The following is a 21031-nucleotide window of genomic DNA, read 5'->3' on the forward strand; positions in this document are numbered from 1 at the left end:
CGATCTGCAGACAATCTCCAGATCTCGCCCCGGGGATCCACCGGTGCGGCTCCATAGCCTTGCGTCATGAGCACCACTCCCCCCGCACCGCGGGTCCTCGTCGTCGAGGACGACCCGACGATCAACCAGGCCCTGACCGACCGCCTCGTCGCGGAGGGCTTCGAGGTCTCGCGGGCCCACGACGGGCCGGGAGCGGTCGCCGCCTTCGCCGAGCACGACCCGCAGGTCGTCGTCCTCGACCTCATGCTGCCCGGGTTCGACGGGCTCGAGGTCTGCCGCCGCATCCAGGCCGAGCGCCCGGTGCCGGTGCTCATGCTCACCGCCCGCGACGAGGAGAGCGACATCATCGTCGGCCTCGGCGTCGGCGCCGACGACTACCTGACCAAGCCGTTCCGCATGCGCGAGGTCGTCGCGCGCATCCGTGCGCTGCTGCGCCGCGTCGAGCGCGCCGCCGAGCTCTCCCGCGCTGCCGATGGCCCCCTCGAGGTCGACGGGCTCGTCCTCGACGAGCGCACCCGGCGCTGCACCGTCGACGGTGAGGTCGTGCACCTGACACCCACCGAGTTCGACCTGCTCGCGATCCTCGCCCACGAGCCCGGCGCCGTCCTGCGCCGCGAGCGCATCGCCAGCGACCTCTGGGGCTGGGACGAGGGCCTGGGCCGCGGCAGCCTCGACACGCACGTCAAGTCCCTGCGCGCCAAGGTCGGCGCCCACCGCATCCGCACCGTCCACGGCGTCGGCTACGCCCTCCACGACGGGAGCCAGGTGTGAACCGCGCCGCCCCCCTCCTCGCTCTGTCCTCCATCCGCACCCGGCTGGCGGTGCTCGTCGGCGCCAGCGTCCTCGTGGCAGCCGTCGTCGGCACCGTCGGCACGGACGCCGGGGTCCCGCTGTGGCTCGGGCTGCCCGCGACGATCGGCGTCGCGCTCGTCGTCACCCGGTGGCTCGCCTCGGGCATGACGACGCCGCTGCTGCAGATGACCGCGGCCGCGCGGCGGATGGCGAAGGGGGACTACGACGCCGCCATCACCACGACCGGGCAGGACGAGGTGGGCGAGCTCGCGCGGGCCTTCGCCACGATGGCCGACGAGCTGCGCGAGGCCGAGGAGCACCGCCGGCGTCTCGTCGCGACCGTCGCGCACGAGCTGCGCACGCCGCTCAGCGCCCAGCAGGCCCTGCTGGAGAACCTCGTGGACGGCGTCACCGCACCCGACGACGCGAGCCTCGGGGCGGCGCTCGCCCAGTCCGAGCGCCTCGGCGGTCTCGTCACCGACCTGCTCGACCTCTCCCGACCCGATGGGCGGGGGATCCCCCTCTCCCCCAGTCGGATCCGCGTCCGCGAGCTGATCGACGCCGCCATCGACGAAGCCTCTCTCCAGGGCCGCGAGATCTCCCTCGTCGCCGACGTCGAGCCCGCCGACCTCACCGTCACCGGCGACCGCGCGCGCCTCGCGCAGGTCACCGCCAACCTCCTCGACAACGCGGTCCGGCACAGTCCCGCCGGCGGCACCGTCACCCTCACCGCACGCACCGACGACGACCGGTGGACTCTCACCGTCGCCGACGAGGGGCCCGGCCTGTCGCCCGAGCGCGCGGAGCGGCTCTTCCACCGCTTCGGTCCCGGCGGGGACGAAGGGGGTGGCACCGGCCTCGGTCTGGCCATCGCCGCGTGGGTCGTGTCGATGCACGGCGGCTCCATCCGGGCGTTCGGCGACGGCCCCGGCGCGCGGCTGCAGGTGACCCTCCCGACGAGCCCGCCGGACTCCCCTTCGCCCGCACCGCTGGCCACCCACCGACCCGCACCCACTCCCACCACCCAGGAGAGCGTCATGTCCGCCCATCCCGTACCCACCACGCCGGCCCTTCGAGACGGCGCTGGCGCGCCTCCGCAGGGAGCGAGGCCCCCTTCGCTCTCGTGGTCACGGTGGTGGCCGGAGCGCGACAGCGCGCCCCAGCCGCGGCTCGTCCTCGCGGCCCTGGCCGTCGGCGTCCTCGCGGCCGTGCTGCTGCCGGACAACGACCTCGGGATCGGGCTGCTGCTCGTGCTCACCGCGGGTGGCGCCGCGCTCTGGCTCGCCTCGCCCCGACGCTCGGCCCGGTGGTCGTGGGTCACCGCGGCGCTCGCGCTGCCGCTCGGCCTGACGACGATCCTGACGGCCCACCCGGGCTACACCTTCCTCGCGGTGCTCATGGCCGGGATCCTCGCGGCGACCGCCTGCACCGACGCCCGGCGGGTGGGCGGGATGGCCGCCGCCGTCGCGGCCTGGCCCGCCTCGGCGCTGCGCGGGCTGCCGCTGCTCGACCGCACGGTCCGCGTGCTCGGGCAGCACGGCCGCACCTGGTCGGCGCTGCGCACGACCGCCGTCAGCCTGGTGCTGCTGCTCGTCTTCGGCGGGCTGCTCGCCTCCGCCGACGCCGTCCTCGGCTCCTGGGCCTCCGCGCTCGTGCCCGACATCAGCGATGTCTTCGTCCTGCGCGTCTTCACCCTCGTCTTCTTCGCCGGCGTGACGCTCGCGGGCCTGTACCTCGCGATCAACCCGCCGCAGGTCGACGAGCTGCGGGCCGACCGCCTCACCGACCGGCGCATCCCGGTCCGCGAGTGGCAGGTCCCGCTCGGCGTCGTCATCGCCGTCTTCGTCGTCTTCATCGTCGCGCAGGCCGCGGCCACGATCGGTGGCCACGACTACGTCATGCGCACCGCCGGCGTCACCTATGCGGAGTACGCCCGGCAGGGCTTCGGCCAGTTGACCCTCGCGACCGCCCTCGTACTGCTGCTCATCGCCGGTGTCCGCACGTGGGGCCGGGCGGACACCGACCGGGCACGCCGCGTCATGACGACCATGAACGCCCTGCTCTGCGTCCTCACCCTGCTCGTCGTCGCCTCCGCGCTGCGCCGCATGGCCCTCTACCAGGAGGCCTTCGGATACACCGCCCTGCGGGTCAACGTCGACGTCTTCGAGATCTGGCTCGGCATCGTCGTCCTCGCCGTCCTCGTCTCGCTCTTCGTCCGCGGGCAGTGGCTCGGTCGCGCGGTCCTGGTCACCGCCGCCCTGCTCGTCGCGGGCCTGTCCCTGGGCAATGTCGGTGGCTTCGTCGCCGAACGCAACATCGCGCTGTACGAGGAGACCGGCGAGATCGACTCCTTCTACCTCTCGCAGCTCGGCGACGACGCCGTCCCGGCGATCCACGAGAGCGACCTGCCGGCCGACCTCAAGGCGTGCGTCATCGCCCGCTCCACGACGAGCGACGAAGGGAGCGCCTGGCCCGAGTGGAACCTCGCCCGCTCGCGCGCCGACGAGATCCGCGCCGGGTACCCCGACACGGTCGGGTGCGCGTTGAGCAGTCGCGACCGCCGCTGAGCCGGCCACACCTACGAGGGTCAGCCACACGTCGTGCTGTGGCTGGCCCTCGTAGGTGTGGCCAGCCGCAGTTCGTGGCAGGAGCCGGACGAAGGGGGCGTGGCGCTCGCCACGATGCGGGCGACACACGCGGGGGCCCGGTCACGCAGTAGTCTGCGGCCCATGGCCATCAGCAAAGTCCTCATCGCGAACCGCGGCGAGATCGCCGTCCGCATCGCCCGTGCCTGCGCCGACGCCGGCGTCGGCTCCGTCGCCGTCTACGCCGAGCCCGACCGTGACGCCCTGCACGTCAAGGTCGCCGACGAGGCGTACGCGCTCGGCGGCCAGACCCCGGCGGACAGCTACCTGCTGCAGGACAAGCTGCTCCAGGTCGCCAAGGACTCCGGCGCCGACGCGGTCCACCCCGGCTACGGCTTCCTCGCGGAGAACGCCGACTTCGCCCAGGCCGTCCTCGACGCCGGGCTGATCTGGATCGGCCCGAGCCCGCAGGCCATCGACGCGCTGGGTGACAAGGCCAAGGCCAAGCACATCGCTGTCAAGGCCAACGCCCCGCTCGCTCCGGGCACCAACGACCCGGTCAAGGACGCCGACGAGGTCGTCGCCCTTGCGGAGGAGTTCGGCCTGCCGATCGCCATCAAGGCCGTCTACGGCGGCGGCGGTCGCGGGCTCAAGGTCGCCTACACGATGGAGGAGATCCCCGAGCTCTACGAGTCGGCCGTCCGCGAGGCCGTCACGGCCTTCGGCCGCGGCGAGTGCCTCGTCGAGAAGTTCCTCGACAAGCCACGCCACGTCGAGACCCAGTGCCTCGCCGACCAGCACGGCAACGTCGTCGTCGTCTCGACGCGTGACTGCTCGCTGCAGCGCCGCAACCAGAAGCTCGTCGAGGAGGCTCCCGCCCCCTTCCTCACCGAGGAGCAGCACGCCGAGCTCGTGCGCGCCTCCAAGGCGATCCTCAAGGAGGCCGGCTACGTCGGCGCCGGCACCTGCGAGTACCTCGTCGCCCAGGACGGCACGATCTCCTTCCTCGAGGTCAACACCCGCCTGCAGGTCGAGCACCCGGTCACCGAGGAGGTCACGGGCATCGACCTCGTCCGCGAGATGCTGCGCATCGCCGATGGCGAGGAGCTCGGCTACGACGACCCGATCGCCCGTGGCCACTCCTTCGAGTTCCGCATCAACGGTGAGGACGCCGGACGCAACTTCATGCCCGCCCCCGGCACGGTCACCAAGATGCGCGTCCCGCACGGTCCCGGCGTCCGCTGGGACGCGGGCATCGAGGAGGGCGACACCGTCGCCGGTGCCTTCGACTCGATGATCGCCAAGCTCATCGTCACCGGCGCCACCCGCGAGCAGGCGCTCGAGCGCTCCCGCCGTGCCCTCGACGAGCTCGTCGTCGACGGCATGCCGACGGTCATCCCCTTCCACCAGGCGATCGTCCGCGACCCGGCCTTCGCCCCGGAGGGTGACGCGCCCTTCTCCGTCTACACGCGGTGGATCGAGACCGAGTTCGACAACCAGATCGCCCCCTACGGCGGCGAGGTCGGCGAGGCGGCCGAGGACGAGGGCGAGCGCCAGAAGATCACCGTCGAGGTCGGCGGCAAGCGCCTCGAGGTCGTCCTGCCGGGCGGGCTCTCGCTCGGCGGTGGCGGCGGCGCCACGGCGAAGAAGAAGGCGCCCAAGCGCTCCGGTGGGGGTGGCGGCGGCGCCGCGGCCTCCGGCGACAGCCTCACCGCCCCCATGCAGGGCACGATCGTCAAGATCGCCGTCGAGGAGGGCCAGGAGGTCGCCGAGGGTGACCTGATCGTCGTCCTCGAGGCGATGAAGATGGAGCAGCCGATCAACGCCCACAAGGCCGGCACGATCAGCGGCCTGTCGGCCGAGGTCGGGGCCACCGTGAGCAACGGCGCGGTCCTCGCCGAGATCAAGGACTGACGATCTCCAGCGACACCACCACCGACGACGCCCCCGTCGCGCCCGCCCGGCGCAGCGGGGGCGTCGTCGTCGCCGTCCTCGCCCTGTGCGGCACCGTCGTCTCGCTCCAGCAGACGATGGTGCTGCCGCTCGTGCCGGACCTGCCCGACCTCATCGGCACCACCGCCGGCAATGCCTCGTGGATGGTGACCGCGACCCTCGTCGCCGGCGCCGTCGCCACCCCGGTCATCTCCCGCATGGCCGACATGTACGGCAAGCGCCGGATGATCCTCGTGACGCTGGGCATCGTCGCGCTCGGCGCGCTCGTCGGCGGGTTCGCGACGTCGCTGCCCTTCCTCATCCTCGCCCGCGCCCTCCAGGGCATCGGCATGGCCCTCGTGCCCGTCGGCATCGCGACGATGCGCGACGAGCTCGAGCCCGATCAGGTGCCGCTCGCCGTCGCTCTGATGAGCGCCACCCTGGCCATCGGCGCCGGGGTCGGCCTGCCCCTCGGGGGCTACCTGGCGCAGGTCGTCGACTGGCACGCGGTGCTGTGGCTCCCGGGCGTCCTCGCGCTCGTCATGGTCGGGCTCGTCATCGCGACGGTCTCGGAGTCGAGCGTGCGCACACCCGGCGCCTTCGACGTGCGGGGCGCGACGCTGCTCAGCCTGGCCCTCGTCCTCGTGCTGCTGTCGGTCTCCAAGGGCTCCGACTGGGGCTGGACCGACGCCCGCACGCTCGGCTGCCTCGCCGCCGGTGCGGCGCTGCTCGCGGTCTTCGTCCCGCTGGAGCTGCGCATCCCCAATCCGCTCGTCGACATCCGCACCGCGGCCCAGCCGGTCGTCATGTCGGCCAACACGATCTCGCTGCTCATGGGCTTCGCGATGTTCGTCAACATGCTCGTCTCGACCCAGCTGCTGCAGACCCCGACCGACACCGGGTACGGCCTCGGTCTCGACGCGCTGCACGCCGGGCTGTGGATGGCACCGTCCGCCGTCGCCTTCGGTCTGCTCGCGCCGGTGTCGGGGTGGGTCACCCGCCGCTTCGGCCCCGAGCCGGCCATCGCCGCCGGCGGCCTGATCATGGCCGTCTCCTACCTCGCCCGCATCCCGTTCAGCGACACGATCGCGCTCGTCGTCGTCGGCACCATCACGGTGACCATCGGCACGGCGCTGGCCTACTCGGCGCTGCCGACCCTCATCATGCGCTCGGTGCCCGTCACCGAGACCGCCGCGGCCAACGGGCTCAACACCCTCCTGCGCTCGGTCGGCACCTCGAGCGCCAGCGCGGTCACGGCTGCGGTCCTCGCGGCGACGATCACGGCGAGCGGCTTCCCGACCTACGGCGGGCTCGCGACGACCTTCGTCCTCGCCGCCGTCGCCTCCGCCGTCTCGGTCGGCCTCATCATCCCCTTCGCCCGGCAGCGCTTCGCCGAGGGCGAGACGCAGCCGACCGAGCGCCTGACCGCTGACCACGTCGTGCGAGGCCGGGTCGTCGACGCGAAGGGGGACGGCATCGCCGGCGCGGTCGTCACCGTCATGGGCGGGCGAGGCAGCCACGTCGACTGGTCGCACACCGACTCCGCCGGCGACTTCAGCGTCGCGACCGCCGGGCCCATGCGGCACCTCTTCGTCGCGACCGCACCCGGCTGGTCACCGGCCTCGGCCTACGTCGACCTCACCGACAACCGCACCATCGCGCCCTTCGTCATGAGCGAACGCGCCACGGTCATCGGCCGGGTCACCGACCACGACCAGCGTCCCGTGCCCGACGCGTCCGTCGTCATCACCCGACGCTCGGGTGGGTCGGTGTCGTGGGTGCGCACGGACACCGAGGGGCAGTACTCGCTGCCGCTGCCCAAGGAGGGCGTCTACGACCTCACGGCGGTCGACCGCACCAGCGGCGCGACGACGAGCCGGATCCTCATGTCGGGTGGACGCTCGGTGAGCGCCGACCTGCAGCTGGATCAGCCGGGCAGCTTGCCCTCGCCGGTCGACGCCGACCCGGCGTCGGGCGTGCCGGACTGACCGGACTCCGGTACCGGCACGCGGGTCGGCTCCTGGGGCTGCGACGGTGGCTGCGGCCGGTCCGGCGGCTCCGGCGACCGGGGCTCCTGCGGCGGGGCGGGCTCGGTCGGCTCCGACGGGGTCGGCTGCGAGTCCTGCGGCTCCCCCTTCGTCTCCTCCGGCAGGCCGAGCGTGTCCTCGACGAAGTCGCCGGCCTTGTCGATCATCGACTCGAACTTGCCGCCCGTCCGCTGGTTGACCGCGTCCTGCACCTTGTCGATCGCGCTGCGCGCCTGGTCCGGGTGCTCGCGGGCCGCGTCACGGGCCTTGTCGACGTACTCGCCGCCGTTGAACTTCTGGGGCTGGTCACTCATGTCGTGCTCCTCGCTCCGGGGTTCGACTCCTGCGGATCGACCCTAGCGCGGCACGACCCTCACTCGCCGTGCAACGGGTGGAGCCGTCGGGCCGCCTCCGCGAGCGTGCCGGTGAGCGAGGGGTAGACGGTGAAGGTCGAGGCGACCTGGTCGACGGACAGCCGATTTTGCACCGCGATGGCCACGGGGAAGATCAGCTCCGAGGCCCGCGGCGCGACGACGACACCGCCGAGCAGCGTGCCCGTGCCGCGGTAGGAGAAGAGCTTGACGAAGCCCTCCTCGATGCCGAGCATCTTGGCCCGCGCGTTGCGCGAGAGCGGCATCATCACGGCCTCGACGTCCGGGTTGTCCGCCGCGTCCCGGGCGCTCATGCCGACGGTCGCGATCTCCGGGTCGGTGAAGACATTGGCCGAGACCGCCGAGAGACGAAGGGGGGTCACCGCGTCGCCGAGGGCGTGCGCCATCGCGGTGCGCCCCTGCATGGCAGCCACGGACGCGAGCGCGAAGACCCCGGTGCAGTCACCCGCCGCGTAGATCCCGCGCACCGTGGTCCGCGAGACCCGGTCGGTGACGATGTGCCCGGACTCGCTGAGCTCGACCCCGACCTCCTCGAGGCCGATGCCGCCCGTGTTGGGCACGGCACCGACGGCGATGAGCACGTGGCTGCCCTCGACCTCGCGGCCGTCCTCGAGCGTCACGACGACGCCCTCGCCGCGGCGCTCGGCCGAGGCCATGCGTGAGCGGTTGAGCACGGTCATGCCACGTCGGCGGAAGACGTCCTCGATGACGGCGGCGGCGTCCTGGTCCTCCCCCGGCAGCACGAGGTCGCGCGAGGAGATGAGGGTGACGTCGGTGCCGAGCCCGAGGTATGCCTGCGCGAGCTCGGCGCCCGTGACACCGGAGCCGACGACGATGAGCTTGTCCGGGATCTCGGGCAGGGCGTAGATCTGCTGCCAGGTGAGGATCCGCTCCCCGTCGGGCTGCGCGGTGGGCAGCACGCGCGGGGTGGCGCCGGTGCTCACGAGGACGACGTCGGCGTGCAGGGTCTCGGTGGTCCCCCCTTCGCCCTCGACGACGACCTCGCTCGCCGAGGTGAGCCGACCGGTGCCCGGGACCACCCGGACGCCGACCTCGAGCAGCCGGGCGGTGATGTCTTGCGACTGCGCCGCGGCCAGGGCCAGGACACGGCGGTTGATCGCGTCGAGCTCGGCGACGGTCTCGGTCGCGACATCACCCTCGTGGTCCTCGAGGTGGACACCCAGCTCCGACGCCGTCTCGATCCCCCCGAGGTAGTCGGCGGTCGCGATGAGGGTCTTGCTCGGGACGCAGTCGGTGAGCACCGCGGCGCCGCCGATGCCGTCCCGGTCGACGACGGAGACGTCGGCACCCAGGTGGGCGGCGACGAGCGCCGCCTCGTAGCCACCGGGACCGCCGCCGAGGATCACAACTGAGCTGGTTCGTGTCACGACACCCATCCAACCACCCTTGTAGATTGCGCCTGTGACCGAGCACACCGACAGCCAGGACCCCTTCGCCCTCGCCCGTGACGCCGCGGCGGTGATCGCCGAGCGCACCGGCGCGCCCACCCACGACGTCGCGCTCGTCCTCGGGTCGGGCTGGGGCCAGACCGCCGACCTCGTCGGGGAGACCCTCGCCACCGTCGAGCAGGCCGAGATCCCCGGATTCGCGGCCGCGGCCGTCGCCGGCCACTCGGGGCAGTTGCGCTCCATCGACATCACCGGGTCGGGCGGGCGCGCGCTCGTCTTCGGCACCCGGACGCACTACTACGAAGGGCGGGGCGTGCGCTCCGTCGTCCACGCCGTGCGCACCGCGGCCGCGGCCGGCTGCCGGGCCATCGTCCTCACCAACGGGTGCGGCGGACTGCGGCCCGAGTGGGGGCCGGGGACGCCCGTCCTCATCAGCGACCACATCAACCTCACGGCGACCTCACCGGTCGAGGGCGCCAACTTCGTCGACCTCACCGACCTCTACTCCCCCAGGCTCCGGGCACTCGCCCGCGAGGTCGACCCGGGCCTCGACGAGGGCGTGTACGCCCAGTTCCGCGGGCCGCACTACGAGACGCCCGCAGAGGTGCGCATGGCCGGGATCCTCGGCGCCGACCTCGTCGGCATGAGCACGACCCTCGAGGCGATCGCCGCCCGCGAGGCCGGGCTCGAGGTCCTGGGCATCTCACTCGTCACCAACGCCGCGGCCGGCATCAGCGAGACGCCGCTCGCCCACGACGAGGTCGTCGCCGCCGGGCAGGCCGCCGCCGAGCGCTGCGGGACCCTCCTGGCCAGCATCGTCGGGCGCATCTGATGACCGAGTACGCCGGCCACCACGCGACGGACGAGGTCCCCGACGACCTCGTCGCCGCGGCCCGCGAGTGGGCCGCCGACGACCCCGACCCGGTGACCCGCGCCGAGCTGGAGGAGGTCGTCGCAGCTGCCGACGGGGGCGACTCCGACGCTGTCGCCGACCTCACCGACCGCTTCGCCGGGCTGCTCCAGTTCGGCACTGCCGGCCTGCGCGGCGCCCTCGGCGCCGGCCCCAACCGGATGAACCGCGCCGTCGTCATCCGGGCCGCCGCGGGCCTGGTGGCCCACCTCAAGACGCTGCGCGACTCCCCCCTTCGAGGCTCCTCCGTCGCACCTCGGGACGGCGCCTTCGTCGTCATCGGGCGGGACGCCCGGCACAACTCCGACGTCTTCGCCGAGGACACCGCGGCCGTCGTCACGGCCGCGGGCGGACGGGCGGTCCTGCTGCCCGAGCCGCTGCCGACGCCGGTGCTGGCCTTCGCGATCCGGCACCTGGGGGCCGACGCGGGCGTCATGGTGACCGCGAGCCACAACCCGCCGCAGGACAACGGCTACAAGGTCTACCTCGGTGACGGCAGCCAGATCGTGCCGCCGAGCGACGCGCAGATCGCCGATCAGATCTCCCGTGTCGCGACCGTCGCCTCGGTCCCGCGGGCGGAGTCCGGGTGGGAGGTCGCCGGCGACGAGGTGCTCGAGGCCTATCTCGACGCGGTCTCCGGTGTCGTGGGTCTCGACACCCCGCGCGACGTGACCGTGCTGCACACCGCGCTGCACGGCGTGGGTGACGGGACGGTCGAGCAGGCCTTCGTCCGCGCCGGCTTCGCCGCGCCCGCCAAGGTGGACTCGCAGGCGGCCCCGGACCCGGACTTCCCGACCGTCGCCTTCCCCAACCCCGAGGAGGACGGCGCGCTCGACGCCGCCCTGGCCGCGGCCCGCGAGAGCAAGCCCGACCTCGTCATCGCCAACGACCCGGACGCCGACCGCTGCGCCGTGGCGGTCCCCGCCCCGGTCGCCGACGGCGGATACCGGCTGTTGCGCGGCGACGAGCTCGGCGCGCTGCTCGCCTCGCACCTCATCATGCGCGGGGTGCCCGAGGGCGGACGGATGGCCAACTCCATCGTCTCCTCGCGGCTGCTCGCCGCGATGTGCCGCCAGTCCGGAGTGGCGCACGAGGAGACGCTCACCGGCTTCAAGTGGATCGCCCGCGTCGAGGGCCTGCACTACGGCTACGAGGAGGCGCTCGGCTACTGCGTCGCCCCCGACCTCGTGCGGGACAAGGACGGCGTCTCGGCCGCGCTCGTCATCGCCGAGCTCACCGCGATCCTCAAGGGCGAAGGGAGGACCCTCCAGTCCGTGCTCGACGACCTGCACACGCAGCTCGGCGTGCACCAGACCGACGCCTTCTCCATCCGTGTGGAGGACCTGGCCGACATCGACCGGATCATGGAACGGCTGCGGGCCACCCCGCCCACCGAGATCGCCGGATCGGAGGTGGCCACGGCCGAGGACCTCAGCGCGGGCGCGGGTGGACTCCCGCCGACCGACGGACTGCGGTACTTCCTCGCGGACGACTCGCGGGTCATCGTGCGCCCCTCGGGCACCGAGCCGAAGCTCAAGGTCTACCTCGAGGTCGTCGAGCCCGTCGCCGGCGCCGAGGACCTGGCCGCTGCCCGCGGTCGGGCCGCAGAGCGGTTGGCCGCGGTACGCACCGCCATGGAGGGGCTCACCGCCCTCTAGACTCTCCCTTCGTGTCGACGCCTGCCCAGCCCCTCCCCTCCGGCCGGGTCGTCGTCCTCGCCGGGCCGAGCGGTTCGGGCAAGTCGCGTCTCGCCGGTCGCCTGCACCGGCGCCACGGGTGGCCGGTCGTGCGGCTCGACGACTTCTACAAGGACGCGGACGCGCCCGACCTGCCCCGCAGCGAGGAGCTCGGGATGGTCGACTGGGACCACCCCGACAGCTGGGACGAGGACGCTGCCATCGCCTCCCTGCGCCAGCTGCTCGGGACGGGGACGGCGTCGATGCCGGTCTACGACATCAGCGTCTCCCGCGCGACCGGCACGCACACCGTCACCGCTCGCCCGGACGACCTGGTCATCGCGGAGGGGATCTTCGCCGCCGAGGCCATCCCGGCGCTGCGCGACGCGGGCCTGCTCCACTCGGCGTGGTGCATCCGCCACCACCGGATGAAGACCTTCGTGCTGAGGCTGCTGCGCGACCTCAAGGAGCGCCGCAAGCCGCCGCTGACACTCGTGCACCGCGGCTGGGTGCTCATGCGCGACGAACCCCGTGTCGTCGCCCGACACGTGGAGCTCGGCGCCCGCTGCGCCACCCCGCACGAGGCCGAGCGCGAGCTCGCCCCGGCCTGAGCGCGCCGATGTCGACGACCTCCTACCTGACGATCGCCCGGGACGGCGCGGCCGAGCTGGAGGTCAAGCGGTCCCGGTTCCTCTGCACCCTCACCCGTGTGGAGTCGGAGGAGGACGCCCGCGCCGTCGTCGAGCGGGCGCGCAAGGAGCACTGGGACGCCCGGCACCGCTGCTCCGCCTTCGTCCTCGGGCCGGGAGGTGGGATCGCCCGCTCGTCCGACGACGGCGAACCCTCCGGGACCGCCGGTGCGCCGATGCTCGAGGTGCTCGTGGGCCACGAGGTGAGCGACGTCGTCGCGGTCGTGACGCGGTGGTTCGGCGGGGTGCTCCTCGGGACCGGCGGCCTCGTGCGCGCGTACGGCGACGCCGTCCGCGCCGGTCTGGACTCCGCCGGCACCCTGCGACGGGTGCTCGTGAGCGAGCACGAGCTCGTCGTCCCGCACGCCGACGCCGGGCGCGTCGACAACGAGCTGCGCGCCCGCGGCGTCCAGGTCCTCGACGCCCGGTACGGAGCCGAGGTGACCCTGGTGCTCGGTGTGCCCGCGGACGATCAGGACGCTCTCACCCCGCTCGTGGCCGAGGTGACCGCCGGCGCCGGCCGGCCTCGTGAGGTGGGGTCGCGATGGGTCGACCACCTAGGCTGACCGCATGACCCGCCGTCCCCCCTTCGCCCCCGGCAGCACCCTGACGATGCAGGACGTCGCCGACCTCATCGACCACGCCCTGCTCAAGCCGGAGCTGACCCCCGACGAGGTCGCCGACTCCGTCCGTGAGCTCGCGGCGCAGCGCATCTGGAGCGTGTGCGTGCGGCCCAGCGACGTGGCCCTGGCCCGGACCACGATCGCCGAGGTCGACGGCAGCCCGACGCGCGTGTGCACGGTCATCGGGTTCCCCCACGGCACGACCTCGACGGCAGCCAAGGTCGCCGAGGCGCAGCAGGCCCTCGCCGACGGCGCGACCGAGCTCGACATGGTGCTCAACATCGGCCGCCTGCGCGGTGGGGACGTCGCCGCGGTCCGCGACGACATCGCTGCCGTCGTCGAGGTCGGCCACGCGGCCGGGGTGATCGTCAAGGTCATCTTCGAGACGGCCCTGCTCGACGAGCGCGCCAAGGTCGACGCCTGCCGCGCGAGCGCCGACGCGGGCGCCGACTTCACCAAGACGTCCACGGGCTTCGCCGGCGGTGGCGCCACCCTCGCCGACGTCGCGCTCATGCGCGCCAACACCCCCGACGCCATGGAGGTCAAGGCCTCCGGCGGCGTGCGTGACATCCCGACGTTGCTCGCCATGCTCGCCGAGGGCGTCACCCGCATCGGCACCTCGAGCACCGCGGCCCTGCTCGCCGAGGCTGAGCAGGTCGGCGCGGCCGGGCTCGTGGTCCCCGAGCCGGGGCACTCCGGCGAGAGCGCCCCGAGCGACTCGTACTGAAGGCATTGATTGGCGGGGAACTCGCGGACCTTTCGTCCGCGGGTATACCTCCACCCGCGGGATGGCGCACCAGCCGAGGGGCTCAGGCAGAGGCAGCCGCTGCGTAGGCCGGCTTGATCGTCCCCTCGATGAGCTCGAGCCGCTCGTCGAAGGGGAGGAAGGCCGACTTCATGGCGTTGGTCGTCACCCAGCGCAGGTCGTCCAGCTCCCAGCCCGCCTCGGTGACGAGAGCGTGCATCTCCTGCGTCATCGACGTGTCGGACATCAACCGGTTGTCGGTGTTGAGCGTGACCCGGTAGCGCAGCTTCGCCAGGAGCGTGATCGGGTGCGCGGCGATCGAGGGAGCCGCACCGGTCTGCACATTGCTGTGGGGGCACATCTCCAGCGGCACCCGGGTGTCGCGGACGAAGGCGGCCAGGCGCCCCAGCCGCAGCTGCGAGGGGTCCTCGCGCGCGGCCTGGTTGGCGGCCAGCGGGTCGTCGGTGACCGTCGCCCCGCGGAAGCCGATGTCGTCGACGATGCGCACCCCGTGACCGAGCCGGTCGGCGCCGCACCACTGCAGCGCCTCCCAGATGCTCGGCAGCCCGAAGGCCTCACCCGCGTGGATCGTGAAGTGCGCATTTTCGCGCCGCAGGTACTCGAAGGCGTCGAGGTGTCGGCTCGGCGGGTGCCCCGCCTCGGCGCCGGCGATGTCGAAGCCGGCGACACCGCGGTCTCGGTACCTCACGGCGAGCTCGGCGATCTCGCGCGACTTGGCGGCGTGCCGCATCGCGGTGAGCAACGAGCGCACCACGATCGGGTGCCCCTCGGAGGCCGCCTGCTCCTCCCCTTCGCGGAATCCGGCGTCGACCTCCTCGACGACCTGCTCGAGCGTCAGTCCTCCCCGGAGGTGCTGCTCGGGGGCGTAGCGCGACTCGGCGTAGACGACGCCGTCGCGGGCCAGGTCGAGCACCGACTCACGCGCGACGCGACGCAGCGCCGGCGCGGTCTGCATGACCCCGACCGTGTGCTCGAAGGTCTCAAGGTAGCGCACGAGCGAACCCGAGTCGGCCGACTCCCGGAACCACCGGGCCAGCCCCTCGGCGGTGCGCTCCGCTCCGCCCACCGGCAGCTCGTGCCCGACCTCGCCGGCGATCTCGAGCACGGTGGCCGGCCGCACCCCACCGTCGAGGTGGTCGTGCAGCACCACCTTGGGCAGGGAGCGGATGCCCGCCTCGTCGAGCATCACCCTTCGTCCTCCCGGTGGACGGTGTCCGGCGCGAAGGCGGGCGTGCAGATGGCGACGTACTCCGCGCCCTCGGGGCCGGTCGAGTAGCGCACGCGCTCACCGGCCCGGGTGACGATGCTCTGCCCCGCGCCCACGGCGGTGGTCCCGCCGTCGTGCTCGACGAGCACGGTGCCGGAGACGACGAGCGTCACCTCGTCGAAGTCGGGTCGCTGGGCCGGCTCGGACCAGTTGGCCGGGGCCTGCATGTGGGCGACCGACATCGCGTCAGTGCCGGTGGCGACCCGGCCGACGTGCTCGGCGATGACCTTGCCTCCAGGCACGTCGATGATCGACGGGGAGTCGTTGAGCTCCGGCATGTCAGGCCTCCTGTGCGGTGATGCGATCGAGGACGACCGGTGACGAAGGGGGCGCCTCGCCCGTGATCGTCCACCCGCCGTCGAGCGCGGCCCGGGCGCGCTCGAAGCGCTCCGGGGTGTCGGTGTGCAGGGTCATGAGGGGCTGGCCGGCGGTGACGCGGTCACCGGGTCGCGCGTGGAGCTCGACGCCGGCCCCGGCCTGCACCGGGTCCTCCTTGAGGGCCCGTCCGGCACCCAGCCGCCAGGCGGCCACACCCACGGCCATGGCGTCGAGGCGCTCGAGGTACCCGTCGGCGTCCGCCGTGACGGTCTCGGTCTCGGCGGCGGTCGGCAACGGGGCGTCGGGGTCACCTCCCTGGGCGGAGATCATCCGGCGCCACACGTCCATCGCGCGGCCGTCGGCGAGGGCGGCACGCAGCTCATCGGCGCCCACCTCGCGGCCCGCGGCCCGGGTCATCTCGTCGGCGAGGGCGACCGTGAGGTCGACGACGTCCTGGGGCCCGCCTCCGGAGAGCACCTCGACCGACTCGCGCACCTCGAGCGCGTTGCCGGCCGTCAGCCCGAGCGGGACGGACATGTCGGTGAGCAGCGCGACCGTGGTGACGCCGGCGTCGGTGCCGAGGTCGACCATGGTGCGGGCGAGCTCGGTGGCGTCCTCGCGCGTCTTCATGAAGGCACCGGACCCGACCTTGACGTCGAGGACGAGCGCACCGGTGCCCTCGGCGATCTTCTTGCTCATGATCGAGCTGGCGATGAGCGGGATCGCCTCGACGGTGCCGGTGACGTCGCGCAGGGCGTAGAGCTTCTTGTCCGCCGGGGCCAGGCCGGCGCCCGCCGCGCAGATGACGGCGCCCACGTCGTCGAGCTGGGCGAGCATCTCGTCATTGGTCAGGTCGGCTCGCCACCCGGGGACCGACTCGAGCTTGTCGAGCGTGCCTCCGGTGTGGCCGAGGCCGCGCCCCGACAGCTGTGGCACGGCGACGTCGAAGACCGCGACGAGCGGCGCGAGCGGCAGGGTGATCTTGTCCCCCACGCCACCGGTCGAGTGCTTGTCGGAGGTGGGGCGGCCGAGCGTGGAGAAGTCCATCCGCTCACCGCTGGCGATCATCGCGGCCGTCCAGCGCGCGATCTCGGGACGGCTCATCCCGTTGAGCAGGATCGCCATGGCGAGCGCGGACATCTGCTCGTCGGCCACGACGCCGCGGGTGTACGCGTCGACGACCCAGTCGATCTGCTCGTCGGCCAGCACCCCCCGGTCCCGCTTGGTCCGGATGATGTCCACGACGTCGTGCTGCTCGGTCACGGCGCTCCCTTCGTCAGGTCGTCGGCGCCGAAGGCCTGCGGCAGGATCTCGGCGATGCTGCGCTCCCCCTCCGGCGTGCGGATGCGGCAGGGCTCGCCACCGTGCTCCCAGAGGAGCTGGCGGCACCGTCCGCACGGCATGAGCGTCTCGCCGCGGGAGTCGACGCACCAGACGGCGACGAGGCGCCCTCCGCCGGTGCGCACCAGGTCGCTCACGAGGCCGCACTCGGCGCACAGGCCGACGGCGTACGACGCGTTCTCGACATTGCACCCGCTGAGCAGGCGGCCGTCGTCGGCGAGTCCGGCGACCCCGACCGGGAATCCCGAGTACGGCGCGTAGGCCCGCTGCATCGCCTCGACGGCGGTGGCGTGCAACCGCTCCCAGTCGGCCTCGGTCACGGCGACCACGTCAGTGGCCCTCTCCTCGTCGATAGACCTTGCCGTTGGCCGCCGGCATGCGCAGGCGTTGGCTGGCGAAGGCCAGCACGAGCAGCGTCGTCAGGTGCGGTGCGAAGCGCGTGATCTCGCCGGGGATGCTGTCGCTGATGAGCCACAGGACGACCACGGCGATGCCGACGACGATCGCCACTGTGCCCTGGACGTGCGCCTGGCGCCGCAGGATCTGCCAGAGGCCGATGGCGACGAGCAGCACGCCGATGAAGAGCAGCATCGCGTGCAGCGCCGAGCCTCCGCCGCGCAGCTGCAGGGCGTCCATGTAGCCGAAGAGGCCGGAGCCCATGAGCACGCCACCCGGGCGCCAGTTGCCGAAGATCATCGCCGCGAGGCCGATGTACCCGCGACCACCGGTCTGGTCCTCGCGGTAGGCATTGGAGGCGACCATCGCGAGGAAGCCACCGCCGAGCCCGGCGAGGCCGCCGGAGGCCGTGACCGCGATGTACTTGTAGACGTAGACGTTGATGCCGAGCGTCTCGGCCGCGACCGGCGACTCACCGCACGAGCGCACCCGCAGGCCGAAGGGGGTGCGCCACAGCAGCCACCACGTCCCGGCGATGAGCGCCAGGGCGATGACGGTGAGGATCGACAGGTCGGTCGTCGCGGCGCGCAGCAAAGCGGCGAGCTCGGAGACGAAGAACCAGCCCTTGTCCTCCACCGACCCCAGCGCGTCGCCGAGACCCGGGATCCCGACGCGCGGGAGCGAAGGGAGGGGCGGGGACTGCACGTCGCTGCCGCCCTCGAGCTCGCCGAAGAACCGGGCCGCGAGGTAGCTCGCGACACCGAGGGCGACGATGTTGAGGGCGACACCGGAGACGATGTGGTCCACGCCGAAGGTCACGGTGGCCAGGGCGTGCACGAGACCGCCGACGGCGCCGCACAGGATCGCGCCCAGCACACCCATCCACGGGCCTCCGTGGATGGCGCCGAAGGCGGCTCCCCACGTGCCGAGGATCATCATCCCCTCGAGGCCGATGTTGATGACGCCCGCGCGCTCCGACCACAGACCACCGAGACCCGCGAGCGCGAGGGGCATCGCCCAGGCGAGCGCCGCACCGAGGGTGCCCGACGAGGCGATGTCGGACTGGCCGGTGACGACCCGGATGACGGACAGGACGACGAGCAGGGCGGCCAGGGCGAGCGGCCAGGCCCAGAAGGGGACGCGTCGCGCCGGTCGCTGCGGCGCGGTCTCGATCTCGGTACCGACGCTGAGACTCATGCCGCGGCTCCTTCGGGGGTGGCGGTGTCGAGCTGGCGGGTGACCTGCTTCTGCTCCAGCCGCCGCTCGAAGCGGGCGACGACCTCGTAGGCGATGACGACCGCCAGGAGGATCACGCCCTGGATGATGTACACGAGGGCCGGGGAGACTCCTGCCTGCAGCTGCAGCCCGTCGCTCGCCTTCTCCAGCCACGACCACAGGAGCGCGGCGAAGGCGATGCCGACGGGGTGGTTGCGCCCGAGGAGGGCGATGCCGATGCCGATGAAGCCGACCCCCTCCTGGAAGTTCAGCCCGTAGCTGTGGTCGGCCCCGAAGAAGGAGGGCATGCTGATCAGTCCGGCGACGGCACCCGAGGCGATCATCGCGATGAGCACCATGCGCGGCACCTTGACGCCGCTGGCCACGGCCGCCGTCTCGGACTCACCGGTCGCGCGCACGTCGAAGCCGAAGCGGGTGCGGTTGATGACGAACCAGTAGACGATGCCGACGACGATCGCCAGGACGAGGAGGGTGTACACGCGGTTGGGCGCGTCGGCGATGAGCGGCAGGCCCTCGAGCTGGCTCGACTCGGGGATCTCCTGCGTGTTGCGGGTGTTGCTGCCCTCGGCGCGGGTGCCCCAGCTGCGCAGCCCCCAGCCGACGAGGCCTGCGGAGATCGTGTTGAGCATGATCGTCGAGATGACCTCGGAGACACCGCGGGTGACCTTGAGCCAGCCGGCGATGCCGGCCCAGAAGCCGCCGACGAACATGGCGACGACCATGGCCAGCACGATGTTGAGCACTCCGGGCAGCCAGCCCTGGCCCGCGACGAGCGCCGCCGCGAAGGCGGCGATGCGGTACTGGCCGTCGACACCGATGTTGAACAGCTTCATCTTGAAGCCGATGGCGACGGCGACCGCGGCGATGTAGTAGGTGATGCCGCTGTTGATGATGTTGACCAGGGTGCGGGGCCGCGGCTCCGACAGCAGCGTCGACCACACCTGGCCCACCGGGTCGCCGACGGCGACGAGGACGAGCGAGGTGATGACGAAGGCGACGACCACCGCGAGCAGCGGGGCCGCGAGGGTCAATCCCAGTCGGCGTGGACTGAACTTCATGAGGCGTCCTTCCCGGCTCCGGTCATGGCGCTGCCGAGCTCCTGGCTGGTGACGACATCGGGGTCGAACTCCCCGGTGATCCGGCCGCGCAGGATGACCCGGATCGTGTCGGAGAGCCCGATGAGCTCCTCGAGGTCGGCGCTGATGAGCAGCACGGCCAGGCCCTCACGGCGGGCCTCGCGGATGAGGTCCCAGATCGCCGCCTGGGCACCGACGTCGACCCCTCGGGTCGGGTGCGAGGCGATGAGCACCTTGGGCGCGTGGCTCATCTCGCGACCGATGATCAGCTTTTGCTGGTTGCCGCCGGAGAGCGACCCGACCGTCACGTCGATGCCGGGCGTGCGCACGTCGTACTCACGCACGATCCGCTCGGTGTCGGCGCGGGCCGCGGCCTGGGTGAGCAGGCCCCGCCGCGAGGCGGGCTGCTGGGTCTGGTGACCGAGCATCCGGTTCTCCCACAGGGGCGCGTCGAGCAGCAGGCCCTGACGGTGCCGGTCCTCGGGGATGTAGCCGACGCCGGCCTCGCGGATGCGCCGCACGTCCCAGTCCGAGATGTCGGTGCCCTCGAGGGCGATCCGGCCAGCGGCCGGCTCGCGCATCCCCATGAGGACCTCGACGAGCTCGGCCTGCCCGTTGCCCTCGACGCCGGCGATGCCCACGACCTCACCGGCCCGGATGTCGAGCGTGACGTCCTCGAGCACGTTGCGGCCGGCGCCCGCGAGCGTCACCCCGTCGACCGACAGCACGACCCGGTCGGTGACCGTGGACTCCTCGGTCTCGGGGGTCGGCAGCTCGGTGCCGACCATGAGCTCGGCCAGCTGGCGGGCGGTGACGTCCTGCGGCAGCACGGTGTCGACGGTCGTCCCGCGTCGGATGACGGTGACCCGGTCGGCGACGGAGAGCACCTCGTCGAGCTTGTGGGAGATGAAGAGCACGGTGATGCCCTCGCGCTTGAGCTCGCGCAGGTTGCCGAAGAGCTCCTCGACCTCCTGGGGCACGAGGACCGCGGTCGGCTCGTCGAGGATGATCGTGCGCGCGCCGCGGTAGAGGACCTTGAGGATCTCCACCCGCTGGCGGGCCCCGACCCCCAGGTCCGCGACGAGGTCGCGCGGGTCGATGTCGAGCCCGTACTCGTCGGAGATGCGGGTGATCTCCGCGCGTGCCGCCGCACCGATGCCGTGCAGCTTCTCCGCGCCGAGGACGACGTTCTCCGCGACGGTGAGGTTGTCGGCGAGCATGAAGTGCTGGAAGACCATGCCGATGCCGTGCTTGATGGCGTCGGCGGGGCTGTGCAGGGAGACGGTCTCGCCGTTGATGCGGATGGTGCCCTCGTCGGGGCGCTGCACCCCGTAGAGCATCTTCATCAGGGTGGACTTGCCCGCGCCGTTCTCACCGACGATCGCATGGACGGTGCCGCGGGTGACCGCAAAGGTCACGTCCTGGTTGGCGATGACCCCGGGGAACCGCTTGGTGATCCCCTCGACCTCGACGGCGGGTGGGCCGGCGGCCGAAGGGGGCTCGGTGACGGTCGTGCTCATGCTGCCTCCGTGGTGCGTCGGCGACGTGGTGCCGCAGGCGAAGGGTAGCGCCCGCGGACGGGCCGGGGCCCGATCA

At 72.6% G+C, this 21031-nt stretch carries 18 protein-coding genes; 9 read left to right on the forward strand and 9 right to left on the reverse strand.

The window, feature by feature from the left end; all coding sequences use genetic code 11:
• Positions 1–66 precede the first annotated feature (66 nt).
• From JAN01S_RS02645 to JAN01S_RS02660, 4 genes are all read left to right on the forward strand, one after another.
• A complete protein-coding gene (locus tag JAN01S_RS02645) occupies positions 67–771 on the forward strand; it encodes a response regulator transcription factor (RefSeq protein WP_068313238.1) in 705 nt (234 codons plus the stop codon).
• The gene (locus JAN01S_RS02650; RefSeq protein ID WP_068313241.1) at positions 768–3359 is read left to right on the forward strand and encodes a DUF4153 domain-containing protein; all 2592 of its coding nucleotides are present in this window, start codon (positions 768–770) and stop codon (positions 3357–3359) included. The genes JAN01S_RS02645 and JAN01S_RS02650 overlap by 4 nt, the downstream gene beginning before the upstream one ends.
• 162 nt (positions 3360–3521) lie before the next feature.
• Positions 3522–5291: an acetyl/propionyl/methylcrotonyl-CoA carboxylase subunit alpha gene (locus JAN01S_RS02655; protein WP_068313244.1), complete on the forward strand. Its 1770-nt coding sequence runs from the start codon at positions 3522–3524 to the stop codon at positions 5289–5291.
• A gap of 83 nt (positions 5292–5374) precedes the next feature.
• Complete coding sequence (locus tag JAN01S_RS02660; protein WP_280513170.1) at positions 5375–7297, forward strand: MFS transporter; 1923 nt, start codon at positions 5375–5377, stop codon at positions 7295–7297.
• On the opposite strand, the gene JAN01S_RS17330 is transcribed toward JAN01S_RS02660, so the two are convergent.
• Both JAN01S_RS17330 and JAN01S_RS02670 read right to left on the reverse strand, forming a co-directional pair.
• Positions 7237–7650, reverse strand: a complete 414-nt coding sequence (locus tag JAN01S_RS17330; RefSeq protein WP_068313249.1) for an antitoxin — start codon at positions 7648–7650, stop codon at positions 7237–7239. The two genes, JAN01S_RS02660 and JAN01S_RS17330, sit on opposite strands and share 61 nt — an antisense overlap.
• Positions 7651–7709: 59 nt before the next feature.
• Positions 7710–9125: an NAD(P)H-quinone dehydrogenase gene (locus JAN01S_RS02670; protein ID WP_068313252.1), complete on the reverse strand. Its 1416-nt coding sequence runs from the start codon at positions 9123–9125 to the stop codon at positions 7710–7712.
• A gap of 25 nt (positions 9126–9150) precedes the next feature.
• Between JAN01S_RS02670 and JAN01S_RS02675 the strand changes: the two genes are divergently transcribed.
• The 5 genes from JAN01S_RS02675 to deoC are packed head-to-tail and all read left to right on the forward strand — an operon-like array spanning position 9151 to position 13762.
• Positions 9151–9969 (forward strand): purine-nucleoside phosphorylase, encoded by an 819-nt coding sequence (locus tag JAN01S_RS02675; RefSeq protein ID WP_068313255.1) that lies wholly within the window; start codon positions 9151–9153, stop codon positions 9967–9969.
• Positions 9969–11705 carry a phospho-sugar mutase gene (locus tag JAN01S_RS02680; RefSeq protein ID WP_068313258.1) on the forward strand — a complete coding sequence of 579 codons (1737 nt, stop codon included), beginning with the start codon at positions 9969–9971 and terminating at the stop codon, positions 11703–11705. Before JAN01S_RS02675 ends, JAN01S_RS02680 begins: the two co-directional genes overlap by 1 nt.
• A gap of 11 nt (positions 11706–11716) precedes the next feature.
• On the forward strand, positions 11717–12334 hold the full coding sequence (locus JAN01S_RS02685; RefSeq protein WP_068313259.1) for a uridine kinase family protein: 618 nt from the start codon (positions 11717–11719) through the stop codon (positions 12332–12334).
• A gap of 8 nt (positions 12335–12342) precedes the next feature.
• Positions 12343–12978, forward strand: coding sequence for a YigZ family protein (locus JAN01S_RS02690; protein WP_068313260.1), 636 nt, complete (start codon positions 12343–12345; stop codon positions 12976–12978).
• A 4-nt stretch (positions 12979–12982) separates the two neighbouring features.
• Positions 12983–13762: a deoxyribose-phosphate aldolase gene (gene deoC / locus JAN01S_RS02695; RefSeq protein WP_068313263.1), complete on the forward strand. Its 780-nt coding sequence runs from the start codon at positions 12983–12985 to the stop codon at positions 13760–13762.
• A gap of 82 nt (positions 13763–13844) precedes the next feature.
• Here deoC and JAN01S_RS02700 read toward each other — a convergent pair whose 3' ends face one another.
• From JAN01S_RS02700 to JAN01S_RS02730, 7 genes are read right to left on the reverse strand one after another with little or no spacing between them, the layout of a single operon-like run.
• Positions 13845–14987 (reverse strand): adenosine deaminase, encoded by a 1143-nt coding sequence (locus JAN01S_RS02700; protein WP_068313334.1) that lies wholly within the window; start codon positions 14985–14987, stop codon positions 13845–13847.
• Positions 14987–15346 carry a cupin domain-containing protein gene (locus JAN01S_RS02705; protein ID WP_068313266.1) on the reverse strand — a complete coding sequence of 120 codons (360 nt, stop codon included), beginning with the start codon at positions 15344–15346 and terminating at the stop codon, positions 14987–14989. The genes JAN01S_RS02700 and JAN01S_RS02705 overlap by 1 nt, the downstream gene beginning before the upstream one ends.
• A 1-nt stretch (position 15347) precedes the next feature.
• Entirely contained in the window at positions 15348–16649 is a 1302-nt protein-coding gene (locus JAN01S_RS02710; protein ID WP_068313269.1) for a thymidine phosphorylase, read from the reverse strand.
• Entirely contained in the window at positions 16646–17047 is a 402-nt protein-coding gene (locus JAN01S_RS02715; protein WP_084359982.1) for a cytidine deaminase, read from the reverse strand. Before JAN01S_RS02715 ends, JAN01S_RS02710 begins: the two co-directional genes overlap by 4 nt.
• A 10-nt stretch (positions 17048–17057) precedes the next feature.
• The gene (locus JAN01S_RS02720; RefSeq protein WP_068313271.1) at positions 17058–18320 is read right to left on the reverse strand and encodes an ABC transporter permease; all 1263 of its coding nucleotides are present in this window, start codon (positions 18318–18320) and stop codon (positions 17058–17060) included.
• Positions 18317–19417, reverse strand: coding sequence for an ABC transporter permease (locus tag JAN01S_RS02725; protein WP_068313274.1), 1101 nt, complete (start codon positions 19415–19417; stop codon positions 18317–18319). Before JAN01S_RS02725 ends, JAN01S_RS02720 begins: the two co-directional genes overlap by 4 nt.
• Positions 19414–20955, reverse strand: a complete 1542-nt coding sequence (locus JAN01S_RS02730) for an ABC transporter ATP-binding protein (RefSeq protein WP_068313277.1) — start codon at positions 20953–20955, stop codon at positions 19414–19416. The genes JAN01S_RS02725 and JAN01S_RS02730 overlap by 4 nt, the downstream gene beginning before the upstream one ends.
• Positions 20956–21031: the final 76 nt, after the last annotated feature.

Source organism: Janibacter anophelis NBRC 107843 (assembly GCF_001570945.1).
GTDB classification, from domain to species: domain Bacteria; phylum Actinomycetota; class Actinomycetes; order Actinomycetales; family Dermatophilaceae; genus Janibacter; species Janibacter anophelis.

Bases quoted from the DNA above. Each gene is read 5' to 3' on its own strand.
- JAN01S_RS02725 (WP_068313274.1), bottom strand. From the start codon at position 19,417: ATGAAGTTCAGTCCACGCCGACTGGGATTGACCCTCGCGGCCCCGCTG.
- JAN01S_RS02690 (WP_068313260.1), top strand. From the start codon at position 12,343: ATGTCGACGACCTCCTACCTGACGATCGCCCGGGACGGCGCGGCCGAG.
- JAN01S_RS02720 (WP_068313271.1), bottom strand. From the start codon at position 18,320: ATGAGTCTCAGCGTCGGTACCGAGATCGAGACCGCGCCGCAGCGACCG.
- JAN01S_RS02705 (WP_068313266.1), bottom strand. From the start codon at position 15,346: ATGCCGGAGCTCAACGACTCCCCGTCGATCATCGACGTGCCTGGAGGC.
- JAN01S_RS02680 (WP_068313258.1), top strand. From the start codon at position 9,969: ATGACCGAGTACGCCGGCCACCACGCGACGGACGAGGTCCCCGACGAC.
- JAN01S_RS02645 (WP_068313238.1), top strand. From the start codon at position 67: ATGAGCACCACTCCCCCCGCACCGCGGGTCCTCGTCGTCGAGGACGAC.
- JAN01S_RS02655 (WP_068313244.1), top strand. From the start codon at position 3,522: ATGGCCATCAGCAAAGTCCTCATCGCGAACCGCGGCGAGATCGCCGTC.
- JAN01S_RS02700 (WP_068313334.1), bottom strand. From the start codon at position 14,987: ATGCTCGACGAGGCGGGCATCCGCTCCCTGCCCAAGGTGGTGCTGCAC.
- JAN01S_RS17330 (WP_068313249.1), bottom strand. From the start codon at position 7,650: ATGAGTGACCAGCCCCAGAAGTTCAACGGCGGCGAGTACGTCGACAAG.
- JAN01S_RS02670 (WP_068313252.1), bottom strand. From the start codon at position 9,125: ATGGGTGTCGTGACACGAACCAGCTCAGTTGTGATCCTCGGCGGCGGT.
- deoC (WP_068313263.1), top strand. From the start codon at position 12,983: ATGACCCGCCGTCCCCCCTTCGCCCCCGGCAGCACCCTGACGATGCAG.
- JAN01S_RS02730 (WP_068313277.1), bottom strand. From the start codon at position 20,955: ATGAGCACGACCGTCACCGAGCCCCCTTCGGCCGCCGGCCCACCCGCC.